A 12,471-nucleotide genomic window follows, 5' to 3' on the forward strand; every position below is an offset into this window, starting at 1 on the left:
TACCCTCGCAGCAACTGTATGATCGGGGCTATGTCGCGCCAGCAGCACACACCCAAGACCATCGAACTTCGTGAGCACACAATCGGCGAAGGGCACCGCCCCTTCGTGGCTGCGGAAATGTCGGGAAACCACAACGGCGACCTGGGCCGAGCCCTGGCGATCGTGGACGCCATTGCCGAAAGCGGCGCCCCCGCGGTCAAACTTCAGACCTACACGGCGGACACGATCACGATCGATGCCGACGGCCCCGAGTTCCAGATCAGCGCCGGCCACGACCTGTGGGGCGGGCGAAACCTGTACAGCCTGTACCAGGAAGCGCACACGCCGTGGGAGTGGCACGAGCCCATCTTCGAACGCGCTCGCGAACACGGCCTGGTCCCGTTCTCAAGCCCCTTCGATGCCACCGCCGTCGACCTCCTCGAAGATCTCGACGTTGAACTTTACAAGATCGCCTCTCTTGAAATCGGCGACATTCCGCTTCTGCGCACCGTTGCTCGCACAGGCAAGCCGATCATCCTTTCCTCCGGTGCCGCGAACGCCGCCGACATCGATCTCGCCGTGGAGACGATCCGCGCCGAGGGCAACGACAAGATCGCCGTTCTGGGCTGCACCTCCTCCTACCCGGCAACCGCGGATGCCTCGAACCTTCGCACCATCGAGGTTCTGCGTGACACGTGGAACGTTGTGAGCGGCCTTTCCGACCACACGAAGGGCATCGGCGTGAGTGTTGCCGCAGTGGCCTTCGGTGCCTCGATTCTCGAAAAGCACGTCACCCTCCGCCGTGCCGATGGAGGCGTGGACTCCGACTTCTCGCTCGAGCCCGAGGAGCTCAAGTCACTCGTTGACGAATCCTACGCAGCGTGGCTCGCGATCGGGGATGTGCACATCGGCCCCGTTGCGAGCGAAGCAGAGAGCCAGCGCTTGCGCCGCTCCCTCTACGTAGTCGAGGACGTGCGCGCAGGCGACGTCGTCACCGAGAAGAACGTGCGCTCGATCCGCCCCGCCGGCGGCCTCGAGCCCCGCTACTTCGACACGGTCATGGGCCGCACCTTCCGTGCCGACGCCGCCAAGGGGACCGCGCTCAGCTGGGATCTGATTTAACGAACGCCGCGAACGCCGGTTCGTTTCGATCGGGGCACGGCTCATAGCCGGCCCGGTCGAAAAGGCGCATCGAAGGGGCGTTATCGGCGCGCACAAATGCGTGCACGCGCGAGCCTGGGTGGCGTCGGAAAAAGAGTCCTTCCGCCTCCGAAAGAACGTTGAGCGCGAACCCGCGCCCCCGCGTTTCCGGTGCGAGGTTGATCGACACTTCCCAGGTAGCGCCGTCGGCATCGAACCGCACCATGCCCACCGGGACCCCTTGAACGTGCGCGATAAACAGCTCGCGGTCGTCTCGCTCAAGCGTGCGTTTGAGCCATGGCGCGTGGGCATCCAGCCCAATGGCCTCGGTAGTGCGAGAAACCGCTCGCGTTGCCGGGTCGTTGCGCCAGCGGAGGAGAGGAAGGCAATCTTCCATTGTGGCCTCGCGCACCCTCGGTGCCGCGCCTGCGCCGGCATCGCCTGCAGCATTCGCGGCGAAGCGCTCATCGAATGCCGCAGCCCAGGCCCCCACGATGCGCTCGGCGCCGCGGCCATCGACTTTCGCCATTGCCTCGCGCGTGCTGATCGTGCCCGCAACTACCGCCGCGACGAAAGAGTCAAGGCGGGTCGTGGCTTGAGCGGGATCCGCACGAATGTCGTCGATCGTGCCGAGACCGCTAGCGATTCCCGCGTCGAGAGCAGCGCCATACCCGGCTTTTTGATTGTCCACGACCGCCACCAGAAGCGTAGGCACGCCGATGCAGGCGAGCTCCCACGCACTCGTGCCGGAAGCGCTCACCACGAAATCCATCGAGGAAGCAATATCAAGAAAAGCAGGCGTGGGCTCGAGAACCTGAACTCCGGGCCCGGCCGCCTCAAGGACAGACTCCCGGTGGCGCTTGGGTGCAATCACCGTGAGCTCGATGTTTCGAGGAAGGTCGGCGCAGAGGCCCGCAATCGTGGCGGCTGCGCCCGTCGCGTCGGTGCCGCCCATAACGATCAGCGCTCGTGGGTTCGGTGAGGGCGTCAGCCCTTCTTCACGTTTCTGCCGCGCGGCGAGCACCTCTGTGCGCATGGGTGCGTAGGCGATCCCCCGCAACATGCGACCCTGCGGCGCGTGCTCGCGCTCAGTGAGCTCCGCACCGATCGTCGAGTCGATCACGAGAGCGGCATCTCGCAGGCCGTAGCTGCCATCCTCCATCGAAGAGAGAAGCGCCCCCGAGGCACGCACCTGTTCCAGGGCGTCGTCTCCCACCGTGTAGTCATCCACGTGCACGATGGAGGCACCGTGCTCTGCCGCCAGTTCACCCAGGTTCCGCGACGCGGGTACCACCGGCAATTGCGCATCCGCGGCCAGTTGCCGCGCGAGAGGCGACTGAATCGCGCCCGCCACGCATACCGTGTGTCCGGCGCTCACGGCGGCATCGGCAACCGACACCACTCTTACGAGGTGCCCAATGCCGCCTCCATCGGTGGCGTCGCAACGGAAGAGAACATGCATCAGCCGTCCGCCAACTTCTTTTGCCGGATCCTCGCGTTGATCTGGGTGATGTCAGGGCGTGCACGAAGCAAGTTGACGACGTCCTGCCAGGCTGGAGGCTGGTCTCCAAGCTCAGCGACGACGGCATCGAGAAGTTCCCCGTCTTCGGCAGTGTCCAACGTGACGCGCAAATCGTTCGCGGCAGGTTGCACCACGAGCCCCATCGTGCGAAATGCGCTCTTGCTGTCGTACAGGTAGGAGGTGACATGGATGCGGTGGAAGCTCTCCGCCTCGTCATTGGCGACCAGCAAAGCGCTGCGCGAAGCGAGCTCGACATCGAGGCCACGCGGGAGCGTGCGAATGAGCGTGGTCGCCACATAGTCGAGGCTCGGGTCAACGCGCCACATGCTCACGATCGCGGAGATCAGCCTGGGGTCGCACAGCGGGCAATCGGCGGTCAAACGCACCACCGCATCCGCGTCAGTGGCCTCGAGCGCCAGCATGAAACGTGAAAGCACGTCGTCCTCACTGCCGCGCACAACCTTCACGCCGAGCTGCTGACCGAGAGCCTCGACTTCATCGTCGTTGCTCGCCGTGGAAGTGGCAATCACCACCTCGTCAACTCCGCGGGCTTCGCGGGCTGCCCGAACCATCCACTCCAAAACAGGGCGACCGGCCAAGGGGCGCAGCACCTTTCGCGGCAAACGTGACGACCCCGTGCGGGCTTGAATGACGGCTACGATTCGCTTGGTACTCACCGTGTAATAATGGCACGCTCGGTCGCCGGCGTGCCATAATGTCACGCGCGACTATGACAGTTGCGGACCCCTCAACCGTGCACGGCGCTCTCGCGCATGGATATCGCACAACGAAAGAGAACCTCAATGTCAATCCTTAGCGGTTCATCCATCCTGATCACCGGGGGAACCGGATCCTTCGGTAAGGCCTTCCTCAAAGAAGTGCTCGAGAACCACAACCCCCGCCGAGTCGTCGTGTTCTCCCGAGATGAGCTCAAACAGTACGAGGTTCGAAACCAATTCAACAACGACCCGCGCTTGCGGTGGTTCATCGGCGACATTCGCGATGAAAAGCGCCTCCGCCGCGCCCTTCACGGCGTGGACTACGTGGTGCACGCCGCCGCGCTGAAGCAGGTCGATACGGCCGAGTACAACCCCTTCGAGTTTGTGAAGACCAACATTCTGGGAAGCCAGAACGTGATCGAAGCATCGATCGATGCGGGTGTGAAGAAGGTCGTTGCGCTCTCCACCGATAAAGCCTCGAGCCCGATCAACCTCTACGGTGCCACTAAGCTCACCGCCGACAAGCTCTTCATTTGCGGCAACCACTACGCGGCTGCCTACCCCACCCGCTTCTCGGTTGTGCGCTACGGCAACGTCATGGGATCGCGTGGTTCGGTGATTCCGTTCTTCCGCAAGCTCGGCGAAGAGGGCAAGCCCCTGCCGATCACGGACCTGCGCTGCACTCGATTCTTCATTACCCTGCCCCAGGCAGTGAAGATGGTGACCGAATCGTTCGAATTCATGCAGGGCGGCGAACTTCTCGTTCCCCGCATCCCATCGATGAAGGTCGTCGATCTCGCGCACGCCGTTGTTCCCGGTGCGGAACTCGTGGACGTCGGCCTGCGCCCCGGCGAAAAGCTCCACGAGGAAATGATCAGCCCCGAGGAAGGCCGCCGAGCCGTCAAGATCGCCGGTGGCAAGTACTTCATCATCCAGCCGGACCTCGCGACCTGGGGCTACGAGACTCCGGCCGACGCCGAGCCGGTCGAGGCTGGCTTTGCGTTCCGCTCCGATTCCAACGACGAGTGGTACACCCGCGAGCAGATCGCCAACATCATTGCGGAAGGGATCTGACATGCTCCCCTACGGTCGTCAATCAATCAACAACGAGGATGTCGCTGCGGTCACCCGCGCCCTCGGAAGCGATTGGCTCACGACAGGCCCCGAGGTGGACCGCTTCGAGGAATCGATCGCGAAGCGCACCCACGCCACACACGCCATGAGCGCCACGTCAGGTACGGCTGCGCTGCATCTCGCCTACGCCGCCGCTGGCGTGGGTGCCGGCGACGAAGTGATCACCACTCCGCTGACCTTCGTGGCGACCGCTGCCACTGCCGCAGTTTTTGGCGCGACAATCGTGTTCGCTGACGTCGATCCACAAACGGGCAACCTCGACCCGGCCGCCGCCGAAGCTGCCGTAACATCGAATACCAAGGTGATCGCTGGCGTCGATTACGCCGGCGTCCCCGTAGACGCCGACGCCCTCCGGGCTCTTGCCGAGAAGAACAACGCGCTCTTTTTAGAAGACGCCGCCCACTCGATCGGCTCCCGCCGCAACGGCCAACCCGTTGGCTCGCTTGCACACATGACCAGCTTCTCGTTCTTCCCCACCAAGAACCTCACCACCGCTGAAGGCGGCGCCCTGGTGACGGATAACGAGGAACTGGCGACCCGCGCTCGACGCTTCAAGAACCACGGCCTGGTTCGCGACAAGGAGCAGCAGCGCTACCCCGACGAGGGGCCGTGGCACCAGGAAGTGCACTCCTTCGGCATCAACTATCGCCTCCCCGATGTGCTGTGTGCACTGGGTAGCTCGCAGCTAAAGCGGCTGGATGGATTCGTTGCCCGCCGCGCCGAGATCAAGCGCCTCTACGACGAGGCGCTCGCGGGCCTCGATGGCGTTGATATTCCCTTCGCACCCGAAGGGGCTGAACCGGCCTGGCACCTGTACCCGCTTCGCGTTCCCGCGAAGCGACGCAGGGCTATCTTTGAATCGCTGCGCGAGCAGGGCATCGGCGTGCAGGTGAACTACATTCCAGCGTACTGGCATCCCGTGTTCGAGGATCTTGGCTACAAGCGCGGAATGTGCCCGGTTGCCGAGGACTTCTACCGCAGGGAAATTTCCCTACCGATGTTCCCCGGCCTCACCGATGGCGATGTCGAGCGCGTGATCGAGGCGTTTCGAAAGGCTGTGGCGACCGCCTAGCGCCAGATTGCCCCTTCATGCCAGGAGCGTCGCTGCTCCACGCGAGCAGCGACGCCTATCTCAACTCTCAGCTCAATGGGCAATCGACCTTCACGAGCCGGGAGTGCTCAGTTTCGAAGACCGTTGGGCCCGGCGGCGCAGTGAGGGGCATGTTCAGGGAATTGAATGCCGGGTCATACTGGTACAGGTCTCTTTCCTGGTACACGTAGCCGATTCCGGCCTCCTCGAGCAGGGCGCACGCATCGGCATCAAAGGCCGCAAGCGGTACCGCATTGATGACGGCCCGATCTTTCTTTGACAGCGCCATCCCCGCCACGGGGAAATAAACATTGGCGTCTTCCAGGGCATACATGTGGGCTGCACCCGAGTAGGGGCTCGCGAGGATCGATAGATTAGGGTCCATTTTCGGCAGGGCCGAAGCGAACTCTTGATGCTCCCCCGGCTGCAAGAACCTTCCGCGGCCCGGGTATTCGGGCTGCAGGTTTTTGGCCGCATCGGCATCGCGGAAGGGAATCGAACTCAGCGCTGCCGCTAAGGCGAGCACGAACGCTGTGCCTTGCACGAGTGCTGCGCGTCCACGGTCCCGGCCAACAACGGTTTTGTGCAGCCATGCGCTCATGAGCTCGATTCCAGGAATCATGAGGGCAATCGACAGCATCGCGAGAGGAATCGAAAGCCTGTCCTGCCCGCGGAAATAGAGAGCCGAAAGGTTCAATGGGGAATCAACCGCCGCATCCAGGTACAGGATGGCAACTGCTGCCCAGCACGCTACGAGCCAGCGCTCCCCCCGAATCACGCTCACGACTATTCCCGGCAACCACACAAGTGCCATCGCCACACCTAGGGGCATGGGCCACACCGTAAGTAGGCCGAAAAACACTTCGCCTAGAGCCGTGCTCATCGGCACCTTCAAGCCGCCTGAAAAGCCGGTCGCACGTGCCCCGATGGGAGTGAAAGCTACCGCGAAATAGGGGGCGAGAGCGAGCAGTGGAACCACCCACAGCACTCGCAACTGCCGAGGCGAACGCAGAATACGCACCGCGCTTAGCACGCCGAGCAAAAGAAGCAGCGTGACAGCGGTATTCGGATGCAAGAGCGCGAGGCCCACGAGCGCAAGGAACGCCACCCCTCCCATGCACAGGAGCGGCCTCACCCAGGAAGCAACTTTGCGCCAACCCGAAAGGGGGTGCGGCGTTTTCGAGGTACGAGTGCTGAGGATGCCGCTCGGTGCGTGCGGCTCGGTGGCATCCTCGAGCGTGAGCCACAGGGCGTAGGCCGCCGCAAGTAGCCCCGGCAGTATCGCGAAACCAACGAGATTCGGGATCGGCGACAGGTGAATCCAGAGATTCACGGGGCTCGCTGGTATGAGCGCCGCGCCGATTGCAGCCGTCGGACCTGCCCATCGCACGCGCGGGAACACCACGGCCGCCAAGAGTGCGTTGCCAACGATCCACGGCACAACCGCTAACGCGAGCACAGAGCCGTTCAGAGCGATCGGGATGCTTGGGATCGGGACGAGGGAGGCCAAGTCGTGGAAGCCCGCCGGGTAGGAAGCAGCTGAAAGGTCGGTGCGTGTGAGCGCGTTCAAGCTGAGGGCCGAGCCATCGCCGCGGTCTCGGATAAAAGCGAGGGCATTGAGGTGGAAGAGCGCATCGTAGCGTTCGAGAATTGCCGCGGGGCCTCGCGCCACGATAAAGAGCGGCACGAGACAGATGGCGAGCGCGGCGAGCAGTGCGACGCTCCACGCCCTTACATGTCGTTTCGACCCGAATGCAAAGAGGGAAGCCTCCAGGCGCGTATGCGGCAGTGTGACTCCAGCGCCTCGAGCCACGGCACACACCGCCATCAAACCCACACAGCCCAGCCCGAACGGCATCAACCCCCATCGCAAACCCACAAGGCTGGCACCAACGGCTGCGAGACCCGCGATTGCCATACCGATCGCAGGAGCGAACGCTGCAGCGAGAAGGGGGGAGCCGCGCAATATGCGGATGCACATGTAACCCGGCAGGTACGCGAGCACCAGCGTGGAGGCGATGGCGGCGATAAACAACAGCAGGTCAATCAAGGGCGGTGCGACTCCCGGGTTCACTGTGGACATGGACGCGCGATTCGGTTTCCTCGGTCGCACGCGAAGCGTCGAAGCGCACGCGCGGGCGTCACGGAGCTGGCGATCGTACGGGATTCACCAGTCGAATCACGCGCTTAGACTACCCCGTTCGCCCCAACCTCAGGGTGGAGAAAAGTGACCAGGTAAGCCCCGAAGCGGGGTCACAACGTCGTTTTTCTCCACCCTCATCTGAGAAAACTGAGGGGCGTTGGGAAAAGAGGAGGGCCCCGCGCCGCAGCGTTTCTCAGCGCCCTCACGAGTGAGAAGTTTTCGGTCGGCGGAAGAGTCCCTCGAAAAGCCTCGGCTTCGTGCGGGGCGTCACGTCCCGCACCGCAGCGAGTTCTGGCACGCGCTCCGCGAGCGCCTTCTCGATCCGCAGATGCAGCGTGACTTCGGAAAGCTCGCATCCTTTGCACGCACCCGCGAATTGGACGCTCACTTCTCCCCCGGCCTCGCCCCACGCGGCTTCCTCGATGTGCACCTCGCCGCCGTGCGAAGCAATGTAGGGCGCGAGATCGCCGTCGATCACGTCGGTCGCGACGAGGCGCAGCGCCTCTATCCGCTGGCTCTCGCCCACCACAGCATCGAGCCACCCCGCACTGGCGAGCAGCCGCACAAGCTCTTCGCGCACCGTGTCGGCCTCGTCCCGCCACGAGTAACCTGCGCGTAGCCACACCCAAAGCGCGTGGGTCTCAGCCACAATCCGCTCTACGCTCGAATGCTCGCGAGGAACTGGCTCCCACCCGAGCGGCAACGCGCCGCCCTGCACGCTCCAGCGCAGCACTCGTCCCGACCCTGTCACGCTCGAAGCAACGGGAGATACATGGCCAAGGCTTGGCACGGTCCGCTCGGCTTCGGCTGGCACAGCGCCTGGTCCGACGCTTGCCAAAGAATCGTCGGAACCCACCTTCACAAAAGCGCCTCCACCACGAGCTTCGCGAGGAAAGCCCCACCCCATGCAAGCGCAAACATGTAGCAGAAAGCGAGGGCAGGCCACTTCCACGAACCAGATTCACGGCGCAAGGCCGCGATCGTGCTCGTGCACTGCAGCGCGAATACGAAGAACACGAGGAGGGCCGCGGTCGTGCCCGGTGTGAACAGAGGCTGCCCTTCGTGCGGGCCGGGCCCCCACGTGAGCGAGGAAAGAGCATCGCCGGGAGCTTCCGGATCTGAGGCGCTCGCAATCTGCCCGAGCGTGGAGACGAACACTTCGCGCGCGCCGAGCGAGGCGACAACACCGACGCTCACTCGCCAATCGAAACCGAGCGGTTCGAACACGGGCTGCACCGCTTTGCCGAGGCCCGCGCCGTAGGAGTGCTCGAGCTGATACGTCGAGACCGCCGCCGAATCCGATTGGTCGATGCCCGCGGAGGCAAGCTCCGCATCCCCCACGGCGGGGAGATTAAGCAGCGCCCACAGCACGACTGTGAGCACGAGGATAATGCGCCCAACCTTTGTGAGGAAACCCTTGACGGGGATCCACGTGTTTGCGAAGAGCTCGCGCAGCGTGGGGATGCGGTAGGTGGGCATCTCCATGTAGAAAGGCAGGCTCGCGCGGCCGCGCCCGAAGATCTTTGAGAACACCCAGGCTGAAGCCATCGCCGAGCATGCACCGAGCAGATACAGCGCGAAGAGCGCGGCTCCCTGCGCACCGATCACACCACCGAGGCGCGCATCGGCGGGAATCAGCATTGCAATGAGCATCGTGTACACGGGTAGGCGCGCCGAGCACGTCATGAGCGGGATCGTGAGCATGGTCGCGAGCCGATCCTTGGCCGAGGGCAGCGAGCGCGTTGCCATGATTCCCGGGATCGCGCACGCGAGGCTCGAAAGCATCGCAACAAACGCACGCCCCTCAAGACCTGCGCCGGCCATGACGCGGTCCATGAGGAATGCCGCCCTCGACATGTAGCCCGAAGCCTCAAGGATCGAGAGGGCAAAGAAGAGCAGGAAAATCTGCGGAACGAACGTGAGCACGCCGCCCACGCCGCCGATCAAGCCATCCGCAACAAGCCCAGCAAGCCAATCAATGCCGATGTGGTCGCGAGCCACGTCGCCGAGAAACGCAAAGCCATCTTCGATCCACCCTTGAATCGGCGCGGCAACCGTGAAAATGAGCTGGAACAGCACGAACATCGCCGCGAAGAAGACGAGACTCCCCCACAGCGGGTGCAAGAGCACAGCGTCAATGCGGCGGGTGCGAATGTGCGAGCCGGGCGCGCGGTAGTGCGCGGCTTCCAGCACTGAGTCAATCCACGCGGCGGAGCCCTTCGGGTCGGTGGGTGCGGGAACGGCCGGGGTGGGCCAGTCTTTTTCCGACGCCAGCTGGGCCTTAAGCGCTTCGAGTTCGTGGCGATTGCCGGCCGTCACGATCAAAACGCGATGACCAAGCGCCTTGGAGAGCGCGGCAACATCGACGCTGCCTCCGCGCTTCAGGAATTCATCGGCGTGCGTGAGCGCCACAAGGATGGGAAGCCCCGTGCGCTGGAGCTGCGCAATGAGCCCGAGGGAGCGGCGCATGCTCGTCGCATCGAGCACTGCAATGAGCGCGTCGGCGCGATCCTTATCGCTCAACGACTTGAGAACGACCTGCTCATCTGGACTAATCGGATCGAGGGAATAGGTGCCGGGGAGATCTTCGACCTCGGCATCGATCGCGGCTCCCGAGGCGTCGGTAACGCTAACGCTGCCCACGAACCTGCTGACCGTAACCCCCGGATAGTTCGCGACCTTCGCGCGCATGCCCGTGAGAGCGTTGAACACCGTGGACTTGCCTGCGTTCGGGTTGCCCACGAGCGCAAAACGGCGCGCGGTGGCCCTTCGCGGCGCTTCCGGCGCCGCATCGTGGCAGGTCATGCGGCCTTCTTTTCGGAGGCCTCGGTATCGGTCGCTTCCCCTACGTGCACGAGGATGCGCGCGGCATCGCGCTTGCGCAGCACGATTTCGCAGTCGGCGACGCGGAACACGAGCGGGTCACGCATGGGTGCCTTTCGCACAAGCTCGACCTCGAGACCGGGATGGAAGCCCAGGTCAAAGAGCCTGCGGCACAGCACTGAGCTCGCATCGCGATAGGCGGCGATCACTGCGGTCGATCCCTTCGGCAACTCATTGAGTGCAATGGTCGAGGCGAAGGGACAGTCGAGGGTGCACACGAGCGCACGGGACGTAAGCTCCTCGGCGAGCGTGTCCATCTCGGGGTAGGCAACTGACATATTTGCAAGGTTAGCATTGCCTAATCTAAGTGGGAAGGGACGTGGGTCACGCCGCCGCCAGGCCAACGATCCGCCACAACATTCTCAAAGCTGAATACTCAATGAACTCGCTGCAACATTTCGCCCTCTGTCTTGCCGTAAATTCCCCGGTATTGGTCTTCTTAAAGCGGTTTTAGAAAACCGATCCCCACCGCCGCCCTGCGCGACCCTGACCCCACAAGGAGACCACCATGGCCACATCCCGCATCGCCCGCCGCTCCCTCCTCGCCGCTGGCGGGGCCGCCTTTGCAGCCGCAGCCGCAGGCTGTGGCGGCGGCAACAAAGCTGCAGTCAAAGATGCCACGAACGAAATCGGCGACGACCCGAAGAAGATCGAAGGCAGCATCACGTACGCCTACTGGGACATCAACCAGGAGGCCATGCTCAAAGACGTCATGAAGGCCTTCAACGAGAAGTACCCAAACGTCAAGGTTCAGCTCAACATGGTGCCGTTCAAGGACTACTTCACGAAGCTTCGCGCCCAGGCCTCCTCGAAGGCACTGCCCGACGTGTTCTGGATGAACGGACCAAACTTCCGCTCCTACGCGGAGAACGGCCAACTCGCTTCCCTCAAGGCACTCGTGGACGACGGCCTCATCGACCCGAAGAAGTACCCGAGCGCCCTCGTCGAGATGTACACGGTCGACGGCGAACTTTTCGCGACCTGCAAAGACGTCGACTGCGTGGGCATCTGGTACAACAAGAAGCTCTTCGATCAGGCTGGTGTCGCCTACCCCGATGAGACCTGGACGCTCGACACCTACAAGGAGAAGGCACTCGAGCTGACCGATAAGCTCCCCGACGGCGTGTGGGGCTGCGCCGAGGTGTTCTCGCGCACCGCTTCCTACTACCACTCAATCGCCATCAACGGCGGCTGGGTCATTTCCGACGACAAGACCAAGTCCGGCTACGACGATCCTAAGACGATCGAGGGCGTAGAGTTCTGGCGCGATCTCATCGAAATCGGTGCGTGCCCCGAACAGGACTTCCTCGCCGAAAACTCCTGCTACGGCATGTTCGAAGGTGGCCTCGTGGCGATGCAATGGTCGGGCAACTGGCGCGTCGGCGCCCTCATCGACTCCTCCGTCAAAGACGATTGCGCAGTCGCCTACCTCCCCGGGGGTGACAACCGCAAGACCGCCGTGCACGGCCTCGGCCACGTGATCTCCGCGAACACGAAGAACCTCGCCGCCTCCCAGGCCCTGGTGACCTTCCTCGCGGGAGAAGAGGCAGCAAAGATCAGCGCCGAGTCCGGCATCGCACTGCCGGCCCTCGAAGGCACCCAGGATCCGTACGTCGACGCCCAACCCGGCTACAACCTCGAGGTTTTCGTCGACCAGGCGCAGAACTCCGCCGTGCCGTTCCCCGTTTCGAAGACGTGCCCCGAATGGGAAGAACTCGAAGGCGAATACCTCTCGAAGGTCTTCAACGGTGAGGTGAGCGCCGAAGAAGGCTGCAAGGAGCTCGCGAAAGCCATGAACGAGGTTCTCAAGAAGGAAAACAGCTAAGGACCTTAGCGCGACCTCGCTCGCAATTGAGAAGTG

The 12,471-nt window shown here is 63.3% G+C and carries 10 protein-coding genes; 4 read left to right on the forward strand and 6 right to left on the reverse strand.

All coding sequences use genetic code 11. The features are described 5' to 3' along the window. The first annotated feature begins 30 nt into the window (after positions 1-30). The gene (gene pseI / locus M3B90_RS06260; RefSeq protein WP_259889154.1) at positions 31-1,101 is read left to right on the forward strand and encodes a pseudaminic acid synthase; all 1,071 of its coding nucleotides are present in this window, start codon (positions 31-33) and stop codon (positions 1,099-1,101) included. Here pseI and M3B90_RS06265 read toward each other — a convergent pair. Both M3B90_RS06265 and M3B90_RS06270 read right to left on the reverse strand, forming a co-directional pair. Continuing rightward, positions 1,082-2,581, reverse strand: a complete 1,500-nt coding sequence (locus M3B90_RS06265; protein WP_259889156.1) for a bifunctional UDP-2,4-diacetamido-2,4,6-trideoxy-beta-L-altropyranose hydrolase/GNAT family N-acetyltransferase — start codon at positions 2,579-2,581, stop codon at positions 1,082-1,084. The two genes, pseI and M3B90_RS06265, sit on opposite strands and share 20 nt — an antisense overlap. Further along, complete coding sequence (locus M3B90_RS06270; protein ID WP_311199951.1) at positions 2,581-3,363, reverse strand: glycosyltransferase family protein; 783 nt, start codon at positions 3,361-3,363, stop codon at positions 2,581-2,583. Before M3B90_RS06270 ends, M3B90_RS06265 begins: the two co-directional genes overlap by 1 nt. Before the next feature lie 81 nt (positions 3,364-3,444). Here M3B90_RS06270 and pseB point away from each other — a divergent pair, with 81 nt between their 5' ends. Both pseB and pseC read left to right on the forward strand, forming a co-directional pair. Further along, positions 3,445-4,434, forward strand: a complete 990-nt coding sequence (gene pseB / locus M3B90_RS06275) for a UDP-N-acetylglucosamine 4,6-dehydratase (inverting) (protein WP_259889159.1) — start codon at positions 3,445-3,447, stop codon at positions 4,432-4,434. Position 4,435: 1 nt separating this feature from the next. Continuing rightward, positions 4,436-5,566 carry a UDP-4-amino-4,6-dideoxy-N-acetyl-beta-L-altrosamine transaminase gene (gene pseC / locus M3B90_RS06280; protein WP_259889160.1) on the forward strand — a complete coding sequence of 377 codons (1,131 nt, stop codon included), beginning with the start codon at positions 4,436-4,438 and terminating at the stop codon, positions 5,564-5,566. A gap of 67 nt (positions 5,567-5,633) precedes the next feature. On the opposite strand, the gene M3B90_RS06285 is transcribed toward pseC, so the two are convergent. The 4 genes from M3B90_RS06285 to M3B90_RS06300 all read right to left on the reverse strand — a co-directional run bounded on the left by M3B90_RS06285 (position 5,634) and on the right by M3B90_RS06300 (position 10,888). Continuing rightward, a complete protein-coding gene (locus M3B90_RS06285; protein ID WP_259889161.1) occupies positions 5,634-7,667 on the reverse strand; it encodes a DUF6541 family protein in 2,034 nt (677 codons plus the stop codon). A gap of 262 nt (positions 7,668-7,929) precedes the next feature. Beyond that, on the reverse strand, positions 7,930-8,376 hold the full coding sequence (locus tag M3B90_RS06290) for a NifU family protein (protein ID WP_259889162.1): 447 nt from the start codon (positions 8,374-8,376) through the stop codon (positions 7,930-7,932). Positions 8,377-8,585: 209 nt separating this feature from the next. Further along, positions 8,586-10,532, reverse strand: coding sequence for a ferrous iron transporter B (locus tag M3B90_RS06295; protein WP_259889163.1), 1,947 nt, complete (start codon positions 10,530-10,532; stop codon positions 8,586-8,588). Continuing rightward, positions 10,529-10,888, reverse strand: a complete 360-nt coding sequence (locus M3B90_RS06300; RefSeq protein ID WP_259889164.1) for a FeoA family protein — start codon at positions 10,886-10,888, stop codon at positions 10,529-10,531. The genes M3B90_RS06295 and M3B90_RS06300 overlap by 4 nt, the downstream gene beginning before the upstream one ends. 230 nt (positions 10,889-11,118) lie before the next feature. Between M3B90_RS06300 and M3B90_RS06305 the strand changes: the two genes are divergently transcribed. Next, the gene (locus tag M3B90_RS06305) at positions 11,119-12,435 is read left to right on the forward strand and encodes a sugar ABC transporter substrate-binding protein (RefSeq protein WP_259889166.1); all 1,317 of its coding nucleotides are present in this window, start codon (positions 11,119-11,121) and stop codon (positions 12,433-12,435) included. The last annotated feature ends 36 nt before the right edge of the window (positions 12,436-12,471 follow it).

This window comes from Dermabacter sp. p3-SID358, assembly GCF_025147465.1.
In the GTDB taxonomy this organism is placed as follows: Bacteria; Actinomycetota; Actinomycetes; order Actinomycetales; family Dermabacteraceae; genus Dermabacter.

Excerpts from the sequence above, each read along its gene's own strand:
- M3B90_RS06295 (WP_259889163.1), bottom strand. The coding sequence starts at position 10,532 with ATGACCTGCCACGATGCGGCGCCGGAAGCGCCGCGAAGGGCCACCGCG.
- M3B90_RS06305 (WP_259889166.1), top strand. The coding sequence starts at position 11,119 with ATGGCCACATCCCGCATCGCCCGCCGCTCCCTCCTCGCCGCTGGCGGG.
- pseC (WP_259889160.1), top strand. The coding sequence starts at position 4,436 with ATGCTCCCCTACGGTCGTCAATCAATCAACAACGAGGATGTCGCTGCG.
- M3B90_RS06285 (WP_259889161.1), bottom strand. The coding sequence starts at position 7,667 with ATGTCCACAGTGAACCCGGGAGTCGCACCGCCCTTGATTGACCTGCTG.
- pseB (WP_259889159.1), top strand. The coding sequence starts at position 3,445 with ATGTCAATCCTTAGCGGTTCATCCATCCTGATCACCGGGGGAACCGGA.
- pseI (WP_259889154.1), top strand. The coding sequence starts at position 31 with ATGTCGCGCCAGCAGCACACACCCAAGACCATCGAACTTCGTGAGCAC.
- M3B90_RS06265 (WP_259889156.1), bottom strand. The coding sequence starts at position 2,581 with ATGCATGTTCTCTTCCGTTGCGACGCCACCGATGGAGGCGGCATTGGG.
- M3B90_RS06300 (WP_259889164.1), bottom strand. The coding sequence starts at position 10,888 with ATGTCAGTTGCCTACCCCGAGATGGACACGCTCGCCGAGGAGCTTACG.